Below are 13,803 nucleotides of genomic sequence, written 5' to 3' on the forward strand. Positions count from 1 at the left end.
CCCATTCCCCCTTGCCGACTCACCCCCACGCGCCTATATGCGGCCTACTTCTTGACATGGTTAGCCAGTTGGGACGTCGGGGCCGCGGGCCGCGGCGGCCATAGCTGCATGGCTTTCCGGTCATCCGAATTGGAAAGACGGACTTGGTCGATTTCGACGCCCTCAATGCGATCATCGCGCCCGAAGCCGAGGCGATGGGCCTTGCGCTCGTGCGCGTCGCCTTTTTCGGCGGCGACAGCGACCCGACCTTGCAGGTGATGGCCGAGCGGCCCGAGACGCGCCAACTGACGATCGACGATTGCGCCGACCTGTCGCGCCGCATCTCGGACCGGCTCGACGCGCTCGAGGAAGCGGGCAAGGACCCGATCGACGCCGCCTACCGGCTCGAGGTCTCGTCGCCCGGCATCGACCGGCCGCTGACCCGCCGCGCCGACTTCGCCGACTGGGCGGGGCACGAGGCGAAGATCGCGCTGAAGGAAAAGCGCGACGGGCGTCAGCGCTTCAACGGCGAACTCGCCGGGATCGAGGGCGACACCGTCACGATTTTCGACAAGGAAGGGGTGGAGCACAAGCTGCCGTTCGACGCGATCGACACGGCGAAGCTCGTCCTCACCGACAAACTGATTGCCGCAACCGTTCCGCTCTCGATCGAGGGCGCCGACGAAATGGAAGAAGAAGGACAGGACTGATGGCCACTGCCATTTCCGCCAACAAGGCCGAGCTGCTCGCGATTGCCAACAGCGTCGCCAGCGAGAAGATGATCGACAAGGGCATCGTCATCGAGGCGATCGAGGAAGCGATCCAGCGCGCCGCGCGCGCACGCTATGGCGCCGAGAACGACATCCGCGCCAAGCTCGACGCGCAGACCGGCGATCTGCGCCTGTGGCGCGTCGTCGAGGTCGTCGAGCAGGTCGAGGATTATTTCAAGCAGGTCGATCTGGCGGCCGGCCAGAAGCTGCAGAAGGACGCCAAGATCGGCGACTTCATCGTCGATCCGCTGCCCGCGGTCGATCTCGGCCGCATCGACGCGCAGTCGGCGAAGCAGGTGATCTTCCAGAAGGTCCGCGAAGCCGACCGCGAGCGCCAGTATGAAGAATTCAAGGACCGCGCGAGCGAGATCATCACCGGCGTCGTGAAATCGGTTGAATTCGGCCACATCGTCGTCAACCTCGGCCGCGCCGAAGGCGTGATCCGCCGCGACCAGCAGATCCCGCGCGAATTGATGCGCGTCGGCGACCGCGTCCGCGCGCTCATCCTGTCGGTGCGCCGCGAAAATCGCGGTCCGCAGATTTTCCTGTCGCGCGCGCACCCCGACTTCATGAAGAAGCTGTTCGCGCAGGAAGTCCCCGAAATCTACGACGGCATCATCGAGATCAAGGCCGCCGCGCGCGACCCGGGTTCGCGCGCGAAGATCGGCGTTATCAGCTATGACGGCAGCATCGACCCGGTCGGCGCCTGCGTCGGCATGAAGGGCAGCCGCGTCCAGGCGGTCGTCCAGGAAATGCAGGGCGAAAAGATCGACATCATCCCCTGGTCCGAAGACACCGCGACCTTCGTCGTCAACGCGCTCCAGCCCGCGACGGTGCAGCGCGTCGTCATCGACGAGGATGACAGCCGCATCGAAGTCGTCGTTCCCGACGACCAGCTCAGCCTCGCCATCGGCCGCCGCGGCCAGAACGTCCGTCTCGCCAGCCAGCTCACCGGCAGCCAGATCGACATCATGACCGAGGCCGATGCGAGCGAGAAGCGCCAGCGCGAATTCGTCGAGCGTTCGACGATGTTCCAGGAAGAACTCGACGTCGATGAAACGCTCGCGCAGCTTCTCGTCGCCGAGGGCTTCGGCGAGCTCGAAGAAGTCGCCTATGTTCCGCTCGACGAACTGGCGAGCATCGAAGGCTTCGACGAAGAACTGGCGCAGGAACTGCAGAGCCGCGCCGCCGAAGGGCTCGAGCGCCGCGAGGAAGCCTCGCGCGCCGAACGCCGCGAACTCGGCGTCGAGGACGATCTGGCCGATATTCCGCACCTGACCGAAGCGATGCTCGTCGTGCTCGGCAAGGCCGGGATCAAGACGCTCGACGACCTCGCCGACCTCGCGACCGACGAACTCATTGCCAAGAAGCGCACCGACAACCGCCGCGGCCCGCCGCGTAGCGAGCGCGCCGAGGACAAGGGCGGCGTGCTGGGCGAATATGGCCTGAGCGAAGAGCAGGGCAACGAGATCATCATGGCGGCGCGTGCGCACTGGTTCGACGACGAAGAGTCGAGCGAGCCGGCAACCGGGGAGGCCGCCGATGCGGACCCCGCGCAATGATCAGCTGACCGAAACCGACCGCGCAAAGGGGCGCGGCCAGCATGTGCCCGAGCGGCGCTGCGTCGTAACCGGTGAGGTTTCGCCGGCGGAGCAGCTCGTGCGCCTGGCGCTCGGCCCCGACGGCAGCATCGCCCCCGACGTTCATGGCAAGGCGCCGGGGCGCGGCGCGTGGATCGGCGTCGATCGCATGACGCTCGAAGCGAGCCAGGCCAAGGGCAAGCTCAAGGGCGGGCTCGCGCGCGCGCTGCACGAAGGCAATATCGCGGTCCCTGACGATCTCGGCGCGCGGATCGAGGCGCAGCTTGCGCGCGCGACGCTCGACCGGCTCGGCCTCGAATCGCGCGCGGGCACGCTGATCAGCGGCAACGACAAGATCGAGCAGGCGGCGCGCCGCGGGCAGGTTCGCCTGCTCCTCCACACGAGCGACGCGGGCGAGGACGGCCGTAAGAAACTGGCGCAGGCGTGGCGCGTCGGCGAGGACGACGAAGGCTCGGGCCGCGAAGGTCTGGTCTTGCCGGTGGACCGCGGCACCCTATCTATGGCATTGGGGCGCGAGAATGCGGTGCATCTGGCGATTGTCGACGCCCGCGCCGCCGACCGGGTGCTGGCGCATTTGAGCCGCTGGCAGTTTTTCACCGGATGGAGTAGGGACGCGGCCGATCGCGTTTCGAATAGGGATTCCCGCATGCCGGGAACAGGGGATACGTCCGCGGCTTCCGCCGTTTCGGACGCGTTTTGAAGGAATGATGGTTTTCGATGAGTGACGAACAGGACAAGCCGACCCTTAGCCGCAAGCCGCTCGGGCTGAAGCGGACGGTCGAGGCCGGACAGGTGCAGCAGCAATTCAGCCACGGCCGCCGCAATACGGTGGTGGTCGAGGTGAAGCGCCGCCGCGTGCTTGGCCGTCCGGGCGAAGCCGCCCCGGCACCCGAGGCCGAAGAGGTTCAGGCCGCTCCGGCGCCTGCGCCCGCCCCCGCCCCCGCGCCTGCGCCGGCTCCCAAGCCCGCCGCGCCGAAGCCCGCGCCCGACAGCCTGATGACGCGTCAGGAGCGTCAGGCGCAGCTGCTGCGTGAGGCCGAGGAAGCGCGCATGAATGCGCTCGAGGAAAATCGCCGCCGCGACGAAGCCGCGCGCGCGCGCGCCGCCGAGGAAGAAAAGGCCCGCGCCGAGGCGCGCCAGGAACAGGCGGCCGCGAAGGCCGCCGAGCCCGCCCCGGCCCCGGCCGCGTCCGAACCCGCCGCCGAAGCGCCCGCTGCGACCGCCGCGCCCGAAGGCGAGGCCGCAGTAACGCCGCGCCCGGCTACGACGGCGAGCGCCGCCCCCGCGCCGCGCCGCTTCACTCCGGTCGAGGCGCCGAAGCGCCCCGAACCCAAGCGCCCCGAGCCCAAGGCGAATCGCGGCGCCGACAATCGCCGCCAGTCGGGCAAGCTGACCGTCACGCGCGCGCTCAACGAGGATGAGGGCGCCCGCGCGCGCAGCCTCGCCGCGCTGAAGCGCGCCCGCGAAAAGGAAAAGCGTTCGCACACCGCCTCGTCGGGGCCGCGTGAGAAGCAGGTCCGCGAAGTCGTCGTGCCCGACAGCATCACGGTGCAGGAACTCGCCAACCGCATGGCCGAAAAGGGCGCCGATCTGGTCAAGGCGCTGTTCAAGATGGGCATGCCGGTCACCGTCAACCAGACGATCGACCAGGACACCGCCGAGCTGCTCGTCACCGAATTCGGGCACGAGATCAAGCGCGTGAGCGACGCCGATATCGACATCCGCCACGATGAGGATGTCGACGACACCGCGGCATTGAAGCCGCGCGCGCCGGTCGTGACGATCATGGGCCATGTCGACCACGGCAAGACCAGCCTGCTCGACGCGCTGCGCGGCGCCAATGTGGTGTCGGGCGAAGCCGGCGGCATCACTCAGCATATCGGCGCCTATCAGGTGAAAACCCCCGACGGGAGCGAAGTCACCTTCCTCGATACGCCGGGTCACGAAGCCTTTACCGAGATGCGCCAGCGCGGGGCGAACGTCACCGACATCGTCATCCTGGTGGTGGCGGCCGACGACGGCCTCAAGCCGCAGTCGATCGAGGCGATCCAGCATGCAAAGGCGGCGGGCGTGCCGATCATCGTCGCGATCAACAAGGTCGACAAGGATGGCGCCAATCCGCAGCGCGTCCGCGAACGCCTGCTCGAACATGAGCTGGTGGTCGAGGAAATGGGCGGCGACGTCCAGAATGTCGAAGTGTCGGCGCTCAAGAAAACCGGCCTCGACAAGCTGCTCGACGCGATCGCGGTGCAGGCCGAGATCATGGAGCTCAAGGCCAATCCCGACCGCGCCGCCGAAGGCACGGTGATCGAGGCGAAACTCGACAAGGGTCGCGGCCCCGTCGCGACGATCCTCGTGCGCCGCGGCACGCTGAAGGTCGGCGACATCTTCGTCTGCGGCGCCGAAAGCGGCCGTGTCCGCGCGCTCATCGACGATCATGGCAAGCAGATCAAGACCGCCGGACCGTCGATGCCGGTCGAAGTGCTCGGCCTCGGCGGGGTGCCGATGGCGGGCGACACGCTGACGGTGGTCGAGAATGAGGCCCGGGCCCGCGAGGTCGCTGCCTATCGCCAGGAACAGGCGCTTCGCAAGCGGACGGCGCAGGCGCCCGTCAGCCTCGAAGGCATGTTCGAGGCGCTCGCCGACAAGGCCAACGTCATCCAGTTCCCCGTGGTCATCAAGGGCGATGTTCAGGGCAGCGTCGAGGCGATCGTCAACGCGCTCAACAAGATATCGACCGACGAGATCAAGGTCCGCGTGCTCCAGTCGGGCGCCGGGGCGATCACCGAAAGCGACGTGACGCTGGCGGCGGCGAGCAATGCGCCGATCATCGGCTTCAACGTCCGCCCGAATGCCAAGGCGCGCGAGATCGCGAAGCGCGAAAAAGTGCGCTTCATGTATCATGACGTCATCTATCACCTGACCGACGAAGTCAGGAAGGAAATGGCGGGCGAGCTGGGTCCGGAACGCGTCGAAACCGTCGTCGGCCGCGCCGAGGTCAAGGAAGTCTTCCCGGCAGGCAAGCGCGACAAGGCCGCGGGTCTGCTCGTGCTCGAAGGTTCGATCCGCAAGGGGCTTCACGCGCGTCTCACGCGCGAGGACGTCATCGTCTCGGCGACGACGATCTCTTCGCTCCGCCGTTTCAAGGACGACGTCGCCGAAGTGCGCGCCGGCCTCGAATGCGGTGTCGTGCTGGCCGATACCAACGACATCAAGCCGGGCGACCATCTCGAAGTCTTCGAGGTCGAACTGCGCGAACGGACGCTGTAACAGGCGTCCGCTCCGCGCGGATCAGGAGGTGCCGGCATGGCTCGCTATGTGGCCCTATTCGGCAGCATCAACGTCGGTGGCAACCGGCTGAAGATGGTCGATCTGCGTTCGGCGTTCGAGGCAGAGGGCTTCAGCGACGTCGAAACCGTCGTCGCCAGCGGCAATGTCATCTTCTCGCACCCCGCGCGGCCGACGCGCGGGCTCGAGGAGAAATTGACGCTGATGGTCGACGACCGCTTCGATATGAGGAGCGCCGCGCTCGTGCGGAGCCGCGACGAGCTTGCGGCGGCGATTGCCGACAATCCGTTCGCGGGCACGAACGAGGACAAGTTCGTCCACACCATGTTCCTTGACGGGCAGCCGACCGCCGCGCAGTTCGACGCGCTGGCGGGCGACAAATGGATCAAGCCGAACGAGCGTCTCGCGCTCGGCGACCGCGCGCTCTATATCGATTATGGCGACGGCGTGGCCGACAGCAAATTGACCGGGCGTCTGATCGAGCGCCGGTTGGAACATAAGGGCACGGCGCGCAACATGCGCTCGATCGCCCGGATCGTCGACAAGCTCGACCAGTTGGAGAAAGCACGCCCATGAAACCCGACAAGGACCGGAAAAGGGATAGTGGGCCCTCCGTCCGCGTGCTGCGCGTCGGCGAACAGGTGCGCCACCTCCTCTCCGAAATCCTCGCGCGCGGCGATGTCCATGACGATGTGCTCGCGACGCACCCGGTGAGCATCACCGAAGTCCGCATGTCGCCCGACCTCCGCCACGCAACCGTCTTCGTGAAATCCTTGCTCGGCAAGGATGAAGAAGCGGTTCTGAAGGCGCTCCGCACCAACACGGCCTGGCTGCAAAAGAGCGTCGCCGAGAAAATGAGCATGAAATATGCCGCGAAGCTCAAATTCCTGTCGGACGAAAGCTTCGATGAGGCGAGCCATATCGATAAATTGCTGCGCGATCCGAAGGTGATGCGGGATTTGGAGGGCGGGGAAGCGGAACAGAGCTGATTCCCCAGTCCGTTCGTCCTGAGCTTGTCGAAGGACCGTCCTTCTTCAAGGTCAAAAGAAAGAGCGGCGCTTCGACAAGCTCAGCGCGAACGGGGTATGGGGTATGTCTATTTCGCTTTCGGTGTTTTGATCCCCGCCGCCGCTTCGAGCTCGACCAGCGCTTCCTCCAGATAGTCGATCATCCGCTGCGCGTGCGGCACGCTGCGGCGGCACGCGGTGATGCCGAAATCGATATTCCTGAAATTCGACACCTGCGTGATGTTCATCGCCATGCCGTCGACTGGAATGCTTGCGGGATACATGCCGTCGAGGCGCGCGCCGTTCCAGTACATCTGCTCGCGCGGGCCTGGGACGTTCGAGATCGTCACCGAATAGGCCGGAAATTTGTCTGCGGTGCGCGTCAGCGCGGTCAGCATCATCGGGAAGCTGGTGATCGCGGTATAGAGCTGGATCTGCGCCGCGGTCATCGCGCGCAGCTGCGCCTTCGCCGAATTCATCGATTCCTGGATCATCGCCATGCGCGTCGCCGGATCGTCGATATGCGTCGCGAGATTGGCGGTCACCGACGCGACCGAATTGCCCGAATCGACATCGTCCTTCGGCCGGATCGACACCGGCGCCATGGCTTTCAGCGGTTTGTCGGGGAGCTCGTTCAGCGACTGGAGATATTTGCGCATCGCGCCCGCACACATGCCGAGCACGGCGTCGTTGATCGTGCCGTCATAGGCCTTGCCCATCGCGCGCACGCGGTCGAGCGACCAGCTTTGCGCGACGAAGCGCCGCGCGCCGGTGATGTTGCGGTTGAAACTGGTGCGCGGCACCCCGGCAAAGGGCGTCGCGAGGCCGTCGCCGCCGATGCCGAACATCGCCGCGAGATACTGGTTCATCGCCTTGGTGACGCCGACGCTGTTGCCCCATTGCTCCTTCAGGAAATCGCCGATCGCCTTGATGTCGGTCAGGTTCGGGCGCGCCGGTTTCTTCGGCGGCGGGAACTGGCGCTTATAGGCTTCATAGGCCTCGACCGAGAGCGGCGAGGCGGCGCGGCGCTCCTCGGGGTCGGCCGACAGCATCGAATTATAGAAATGGATGCTCGCCGCGCCGTCCATCAATGCGTGATGCACCTTCTTGAAGGTCGCGATCTGCCGGTTCGGCAGGCCCGAGATCAGCGTGATTTCCCACAAGGGCCGCGTGCGGTCGAGCAGCCCCGAATGGAGGCGCGAGGCGAGTTCGAACATCTCGCGATAGCGCCCCGGCTTCGGCAGCGCGGCGGCGCGAACATGGTAATGCATGTCGATGTCGCGGTCGGGAGTGAGGCGGATCGGGCCATATTGGCCAAAGGGGGTCAGTTTCAGCACTTCGCTGAACGGCCGCCTCAGGCCCTCCGACTGGCGGAGCAGCGTAAGCTGGTCGTTCAGCCACTCGGTTTCGTCGACCCCGTCGGGCAGCGTGTAGAGGTTGATGCCGCCGATGTGCATCGGCATCTCGCGGCTCTCCCCCCACAGGAACATCGCGTCGGTCACCGGCATCAACCGCATCGGCAGCTCTCCCCACTATTCATGCTGCATATTTTGAGGCGCAGCATGACAGGGGCGGGAGGGGAGTCAAGCGAACCCCAATCCTCCCTGCCGCGTAGCGGTGGGGAGGGGGACCATGCGAAGCATGATGGAGGGGCCGCGACGGTGCGTCATTGCCCCTCCGTCAGCGCTTCGCGCTGCCACCTCCCCATGGCTTCGCCACAGGGAGGATTGGCGACGACCGGTGAACGCGGTATCGCCGCGCCATGGCCAAGCTCTATTTCTATTATGCCAGCATGAACGCGGGCAAATCGACGACGCTGCTGCAGGCGGATTTCAACTATCGCGAGCGCGGCATGGAAACGATGCTGTGGACCGCAGCGCTCGACGACCGTTACGGCGCCGGGCAGATCACCAGCCGCATCGGCCTGCTCGCCGAGGCGCATAAATTCGATCCCGACAGCGACATGTTGGCGGCGGTGGACGGCGAGAACCGGCAGCGCCCGCTCGCCTGCGTGCTCGTCGACGAGGCGCAATTCCTGTCGCGCGAACAGGTCTTGCAATTGGCGCGGCTCGCCGACGAAGCGAATATTCCGGTGCTCTGTTATGGCCTCCGCACCGATTTCGCCGCGAACCTGTTTCCCGGATCGGCGGCGCTGCTTGGGCTCGCCGACGCGCTCGTCGAGCTGAAGGCGGTGTGCGAATGCGGGCGCAAAGCGACGATGAACCTGCGCGTCGATGAACAGGGCCGCGCGGTGGTCGAGGGGGCGCAGACCGAGATCGGCGGCAACGACCGCTATGTCGCGATGTGCCGGCGCCATTTCATGGCGAAGCGGCGCGAAACCGCGGAGGAGCTTGCCGATGCTTGACCGTCTCTATTCCGAACTCGCCGACGGCGACCTCCGGCTCGTCAAACTGGCCGAGCCGCACCGCGAAGCGCTCCGCGCCGCCTGCGCCGCCGATGCCGATGTCTGGCCGATCTATTCGTCGAGCTTCGATCCGGAGCATTTCGACCGGAGCTTCGACACGCTGATCGGCGGCAAGTTCCGCATGCCCTATGCGATCTTCGACGGCGACACGCTCGTCGGCATGACCGCCTGGCTGCGTCCCGACATGTCGGCGCAGACGGTCGAGATCGGCAACTCCTATATCCACCCCGACGCGCGCGGCACGGGCCTGAACGGGCGGCTCAAGCGACTGATGATCGACCACGCCTTTGCGGTCGGAATCCGCCGCATCGAGTTCCGCATCGATGAGCGGAACAAGCGCAGTCAGGCGGCGGTCGCCAAGCTCGGCTGTACCAAGGAAGGCGTGCTGAGGTCCGAGCGCATCACCTGGACCGGATATGTGCGCGACACCGGGCTCTGGTCGTTGCTCGCGGGCGAATGGGGGCGCTGAACCCGACATGACGCCGGGGTCAGCACGGGTTCAGACTCGATCTGCTATGCGCCCGTCATTATGAAACGGAAACTCGCACTCTCCCTGGCCGTCCTGCTGCTTCCCCTTTCTGCGGCGGCGGCCATCGAGCCCGCCGAAGAACCGCGCGCGCTGGGCGTCGAGGCCAGCATCGTCTTTCCCAGCGACAGCTCGATCCGCAACTGGAAGGCCGACCGCGACCGCGGCATCTGGATTCAGGACCGCCAGCGCAACTGGTATTATGGCACGTTCATTGGCATCTGCCGCGACGTCGATTTCGCGCAGGCGATTGGTGTCGAAACGCGCGGCGCCGGGCGGCTCGACAAATTCGCGTCGATCATCGTGCGCGGCGAACGCTGCCCGCTGACCTCTTTCGTCACCTCGGCCCCGCCACCGTCGAAGCGCGACAAGTCGAAGGACATCATGAGCGAAAAGCCCGCGGCAAATTGACAATTGCCGCCCGGCGCGCCTAGCGGCGCTGCGATGAACGGCTGGATCATTCTCGACAAACCCGTGGGGCTCGGTTCGACGCAGGCGGTCGGCGCGGTCAAGCGCGTGTGCCGCGAGGCGGGGCTGGGCAAGGTCAAGGTCGGCCATGGCGGGACGCTCGACCCGCTCGCGTCGGGGGTGCTGCCGATCGCGCTCGGCGAGGCCACCAAGCTTTGCGGGCGGATGCTCGACGCGAGCAAGATTTACGACTTTACGATTGCCTTCGGGACCGAGACCGCCGGGCTCGATGCCGAGGGCGAGATTGTCGCTTCGAGCGACGTGCGTCCGACGCTTGCGGAGATCGAGGCGGTGCTGCCGCGCTTCACCGGGCCGATCGAGCAGGTGCCGCCGGCCTATTCGGCGATCAAGATCGACGGCCAGCGCGCGTATGACCTCGCCCGCAAGGGTGAGGCGGTGGAAATGAAGGCGCGCAGCGTGACGATCCACTCTCTTCGTCATGCCGGATTTGATCCGGCATCCATTCCGGCGGGCGACGATTCGACCCCGGATCAAGTCCGGGGTGACGAGGGCGAGGGGCAACTTACCGCCATCACCCTCACCGCGCATGTCTCGAAGGGCACCTATATTCGCAGCCTCGCACGCGACATCGCCCACGCCGTCGGCACCGTCGGCCATGTCACGATGCTGCGCCGCACCAAGGCCGGGCCGTTCGACCTGTCACAGGCGATTTCGCTGGACAAATTGAACGCATTCGGCCAAGGGGCCGCGCAATCAGAAATAATTCTGCCGCTCGAGGCGGGGCTGGTCGACATCCCGGCTCTGAACCTTTCCCCGGAAGCGGCAGGGGCGATCCGTCAGGGTCGTGTCTGGACCGGGGGGTGCACCGAAGACGGGCTCTATTGGGGAAGGGACAGCGACATGCGTCCCGTCGCCCTGATCGAGGCTTTGGCGGGAACGCTGAAAGTCGTCCGGGGCTTCAATCTGTAAGCAAGGATGTTCGAGGAAAAATATTTATGTCGATTACCGCCGAGCGCAAAGCCGAAGTCATCAAGGACAATGCCCGCGAAAAGGGCGACACCGGTTCGCCGGAAGTCCAGGTTGCGATCCTCACCGACCGCATCAACACGCTGACCGAGCATTTCAAGGCGCACCACAAGGACAACCACAGCCGCCGCGGCCTCCTCATGATGGTCAACAAGCGTCGCAGCCTCCTCGACTATCTCAAGAAGAAGGACGAGGCTCGCTATTCGGCGCTGATCGCGAAGCTGGGTCTCCGCAAATAAGAATTTCTGGCGGCCCCGGATTTCCGGGGCCGCTGTCATATTGGTCCCGTGCGATCGTGCCGGGCCGCAGGGCCGATCCCGCATCCGGCGGGACCGCCATAGGGCAGACAGACGCCCTGAACCGTCCCGGGCCGGACTGCCCGGAATCAGAGGCCCCGCCCGGCATAGGGCCCGGCGGGCGAAGGAAACCACATGTTTGACGTGAAAAAAGTATCGATCGAGTGGGGCGGTGAAACGCTGACCCTCGAAACGGGCAAGGTTGCCCGCCAGGCCGACGGCGCCGTGATGGCGACGCTGGGCGAAACGGTCGTCCTGTGCGCCGTGACCGCCGCCAAGTCGGTGAAGGACGGGCAGGATTTCTTCCCGCTCACCGTCCATTATCAGGAAAAATATTCGGCCGCCGGCCGCATTCCGGGCGGCTTCTTCAAGCGCGAGCGCGGCGCGACCGAAAAGGAAACTTTGGTCAGCCGCCTGATCGACCGTCCGATCCGCCCGCTGTTCCCCGAAGGTTTCTACAACGAGATCAACGCCATCGCTCAGGTGCTGAGCTATGACGGCCACAACGAGCCCGACATCCTCGCGATGGTCGCCGCGTCGGCCGCGCTCACCATTTCGGGCGTGCCCTTCATGGGCCCGATCGGCGCCGCGCGCGTCGGTTATGTCGACGGCGAATATATCCTGAACCCGACCGACGCGCAGGTTGCCGAGGGCGACCTCGATCTCGTCGTCGCCGCCACTTACGACGCGGTGATGATGGTCGAATCCGAAGCCAACGAGCTCTCGGAAGAAGTCATGCTCGGCGCCGTCCTCTTCGCGCACGACGCGTGCAAGGAAGTCGTCAAGGCGATCGTCAAGCTCGCCGAACAGGCGGCCAAGGATCCCTGGGACATGGCCGCGTCGGACGACAATGCCGGCATCAAGGACAAGCTCAAGAAGCTCGTCGGCAAGGACATTACCGCCGCCTACAAGCTGACCGACAAGTCGGCCCGCTCGAACGCGCTCAACGAAGCGCGCGCGAAGGCGAAGGAAAGCTTTGCCGCCGACGGCCTCAGCCCGCAGGAAGTCATGGCCGGCATCAAGCTCGTCAAAAAGCTCGAAGCCGAAATCGTCCGCGGCGCGATCCTGAAGGACGGCAAGCGCATCGACGGCCGCACGACGACCCAGATTCGCCCGATCGTCGCCGAAACGCACTTCCTGCCGCGCGCGCACGGCTCGGCGCTGTTCACCCGCGGCGAGACGCAGACGATCGCGACCTGTACCCTTGGCACCAAGGATGCGGAGCAGATGATCGACGGCCTCAATGGCCTGTCGTACCAGAACTTCATGCTGCACTATAACTTCCCGCCCTATTCGGTCGGCGAAGTCGGCCGCTTCGGCGCCCCGGGCCGCCGCGAAGTCGGTCATGGCAAGCTCGCATGGCGCGCGCTGCACCCCGTGCTGCCGACCAAGGACGAGTTCCCCTACACGATCCGCCTCACCAGCGACATCACCGAGTCGAACGGCTCGTCGTCGATGGCGTCGGTCTGTGGCGGTAGCCTTGCGATGATGGACGCCGGCGTGCCGATCAAGCGCCCCGTCTCGGGCATCGCGATGGGCCTGATCCTCGAAGGCAAGGATTACGCGATCCTGTCGGATATCCTTGGCGACGAGGATCACCTCGGCGACATGGACTTCAAGGTCGCGGGCACCGCCGACGGCATCACCACGATGCAGATGGACATCAAGATCGCGGGCATCACGCGCGAGATCTTCGAAGCCGCGCTGAACCAGGCGAAGGAAGGCCGCGCGCACATCCTCGGCGAAATGGCGAAGGCGCTGGGCGAAGCCCGCACCGAGCTGTCGGCGCACGCGCCGCGCATCGAGACGATGCAGATCGACAAGTCGAAGATTCGCGACGTCATCGGCACCGGCGGCAAGGTGATCCGCGAGATCGTCGCGACCACCGGCGCCAAGGTCGACATCGACGACGAGGGTCTGATCAAGATCTCGTCGAGCGATCTCGACCAGATCGAAGCCGCCCGCAAGTGGATCAGCGGAATCGTCGAGGAAGCCGAAGTCGGCAAGATCTATGACGGTAAGGTCGTCAACCTCGTCGATTTCGGCGCGTTCGTGAATTTCATGGGCGGCAAGGACGGTCTCGTCCATGTGTCCGAAATCGCCAACGAACGCGTCGAGAAGGTCGCCGACGTCCTCAGCGAAGGTCAGGAAGTCAAGGTCAAGGTCCTCGAGATCGACCCGCGCGGCAAGGTTCGCCTGTCGATGCGCGTCGTGAACCAGGAAACCGGCGAGGAACTCGAAGACACCCGCCCGCCGCGCGAACCCCGCGGTGATCGCGGCCCGCGCCGTGATGGTGGCGACCGTGGCCGCGGCGGCCGCGACCGTGGTCCGCGCCGTGACGGCGGTGACCGCGGCGACCGCGGTCCGCGTCGCGAGCGCAGCGAAGGTCCGGAAGATCAGGGCCATGTGCCCGACTTCCTGAAGGACTAAGGCCTTCCGCTACCGGAAACGAGAAG

13 protein-coding genes are annotated in these 13,803 nt (G+C 65.7%); 12 read left to right on the top strand and 1 reads right to left on the bottom strand.

Translation table 11 applies throughout. From position 1 onward, the window contains the following. The first annotated feature begins 143 nt into the window (after positions 1-143). Genes rimP through rbfA form a run of 6 tightly spaced genes read left to right on the top strand, consistent with a single transcriptional unit; the run spans position 144 to position 6,627 of the window. Entirely contained in the window at positions 144-689 is a 546-nt protein-coding gene (gene rimP / locus VFG17_RS08870; RefSeq protein WP_325029111.1) for a ribosome maturation protein RimP, read from the top strand. Then, positions 689-2,311, top strand: coding sequence for a transcription termination factor NusA (nusA, locus tag VFG17_RS08875; protein WP_325029112.1), 1,623 nt, complete (start codon positions 689-691; stop codon positions 2,309-2,311). The genes rimP and nusA overlap by 1 nt, the downstream gene beginning before the upstream one ends. Then, positions 2,292-3,050, top strand: coding sequence for a DUF448 domain-containing protein (locus VFG17_RS08880; protein WP_325029113.1), 759 nt, complete (start codon positions 2,292-2,294; stop codon positions 3,048-3,050). The genes nusA and VFG17_RS08880 overlap by 20 nt, the downstream gene beginning before the upstream one ends. A 17-nt stretch (positions 3,051-3,067) precedes the next feature. Beyond that, the gene (gene infB / locus VFG17_RS08885; RefSeq protein ID WP_325029114.1) at positions 3,068-5,620 is read left to right on the top strand and encodes a translation initiation factor IF-2; all 2,553 of its coding nucleotides are present in this window, start codon (positions 3,068-3,070) and stop codon (positions 5,618-5,620) included. A gap of 36 nt (positions 5,621-5,656) precedes the next feature. Then, entirely contained in the window at positions 5,657-6,214 is a 558-nt protein-coding gene (locus tag VFG17_RS08890) for a DUF1697 domain-containing protein (protein WP_325029115.1), read from the top strand. Beyond that, a complete protein-coding gene (rbfA, locus tag VFG17_RS08895) occupies positions 6,211-6,627 on the top strand; it encodes a 30S ribosome-binding factor RbfA (RefSeq protein WP_325029116.1) in 417 nt (138 codons plus the stop codon). The genes VFG17_RS08890 and rbfA overlap by 4 nt, the downstream gene beginning before the upstream one ends. Positions 6,628-6,734: 107 nt before the next feature. On the opposite strand, the gene VFG17_RS08900 is transcribed toward rbfA, so the two are convergent. Beyond that, positions 6,735-8,162, bottom strand: a complete 1,428-nt coding sequence (locus VFG17_RS08900; protein WP_325029117.1) for a wax ester/triacylglycerol synthase family O-acyltransferase — start codon at positions 8,160-8,162, stop codon at positions 6,735-6,737. Positions 8,163-8,407: 245 nt separating this feature from the next. Here VFG17_RS08900 and VFG17_RS08905 point away from each other — a divergent pair, with 245 nt between their 5' ends. The 6 genes from VFG17_RS08905 (at position 8,408) to pnp (ending at position 13,777) form a co-directional block, all read left to right on the top strand. After that, positions 8,408-9,010, top strand: coding sequence for a thymidine kinase (locus VFG17_RS08905; protein ID WP_325029118.1), 603 nt, complete (start codon positions 8,408-8,410; stop codon positions 9,008-9,010). Then, positions 9,003-9,539: a GNAT family protein gene (locus tag VFG17_RS08910; RefSeq protein WP_325029119.1), complete on the top strand. Its 537-nt coding sequence runs from the start codon at positions 9,003-9,005 to the stop codon at positions 9,537-9,539. Before VFG17_RS08905 ends, VFG17_RS08910 begins: the two co-directional genes overlap by 8 nt. 60 nt (positions 9,540-9,599) lie before the next feature. Continuing rightward, positions 9,600-10,007: a DUF6491 family protein gene (locus tag VFG17_RS08915; RefSeq protein WP_325029120.1), complete on the top strand. Its 408-nt coding sequence runs from the start codon at positions 9,600-9,602 to the stop codon at positions 10,005-10,007. 33 nt (positions 10,008-10,040) lie between these two features. Next, positions 10,041-10,994 (top strand): tRNA pseudouridine(55) synthase TruB, encoded by a 954-nt coding sequence (gene truB, locus VFG17_RS08920; RefSeq protein WP_325029121.1) that lies wholly within the window; start codon positions 10,041-10,043, stop codon positions 10,992-10,994. Positions 10,995-11,020: 26 nt separating this feature from the next. Further along, positions 11,021-11,290, top strand: a complete 270-nt coding sequence (gene rpsO, locus VFG17_RS08925; RefSeq protein WP_037554459.1) for a 30S ribosomal protein S15 — start codon at positions 11,021-11,023, stop codon at positions 11,288-11,290. Between the two features lie 192 nt (positions 11,291-11,482). Beyond that, on the top strand, positions 11,483-13,777 hold the full coding sequence (gene pnp / locus VFG17_RS08930; protein WP_325029122.1) for a polyribonucleotide nucleotidyltransferase: 2,295 nt from the start codon (positions 11,483-11,485) through the stop codon (positions 13,775-13,777). The last annotated feature ends 26 nt before the right edge of the window (positions 13,778-13,803 follow it).

Origin of the sequence: Sphingopyxis sp., assembly GCF_035686825.1 — a bacterium.
GTDB lineage: Bacteria > Pseudomonadota > Alphaproteobacteria > Sphingomonadales > Sphingomonadaceae > Sphingopyxis.

Excerpts from the sequence above, each read along its gene's own strand:
- VFG17_RS08910 (WP_325029119.1), top strand. The coding sequence starts at position 9,003 with ATGCTTGACCGTCTCTATTCCGAACTCGCCGACGGCGACCTCCGGCTC.
- VFG17_RS08880 (WP_325029113.1), top strand. The coding sequence starts at position 2,292 with ATGCGGACCCCGCGCAATGATCAGCTGACCGAAACCGACCGCGCAAAG.
- truB (WP_325029121.1), top strand. The coding sequence starts at position 10,041 with ATGAACGGCTGGATCATTCTCGACAAACCCGTGGGGCTCGGTTCGACG.
- VFG17_RS08900 (WP_325029117.1), bottom strand. The coding sequence starts at position 8,162 with ATGCGGTTGATGCCGGTGACCGACGCGATGTTCCTGTGGGGGGAGAGC.
- nusA (WP_325029112.1), top strand. The coding sequence starts at position 689 with ATGGCCACTGCCATTTCCGCCAACAAGGCCGAGCTGCTCGCGATTGCC.
- VFG17_RS08905 (WP_325029118.1), top strand. The coding sequence starts at position 8,408 with ATGGCCAAGCTCTATTTCTATTATGCCAGCATGAACGCGGGCAAATCG.
- VFG17_RS08915 (WP_325029120.1), top strand. The coding sequence starts at position 9,600 with ATGAAACGGAAACTCGCACTCTCCCTGGCCGTCCTGCTGCTTCCCCTT.
- rpsO (WP_037554459.1), top strand. The coding sequence starts at position 11,021 with ATGTCGATTACCGCCGAGCGCAAAGCCGAAGTCATCAAGGACAATGCC.
- VFG17_RS08890 (WP_325029115.1), top strand. The coding sequence starts at position 5,657 with ATGGCTCGCTATGTGGCCCTATTCGGCAGCATCAACGTCGGTGGCAAC.
- infB (WP_325029114.1), top strand. The coding sequence starts at position 3,068 with ATGAGTGACGAACAGGACAAGCCGACCCTTAGCCGCAAGCCGCTCGGG.
- rbfA (WP_325029116.1), top strand. The coding sequence starts at position 6,211 with ATGAAACCCGACAAGGACCGGAAAAGGGATAGTGGGCCCTCCGTCCGC.
- pnp (WP_325029122.1), top strand. The coding sequence starts at position 11,483 with ATGTTTGACGTGAAAAAAGTATCGATCGAGTGGGGCGGTGAAACGCTG.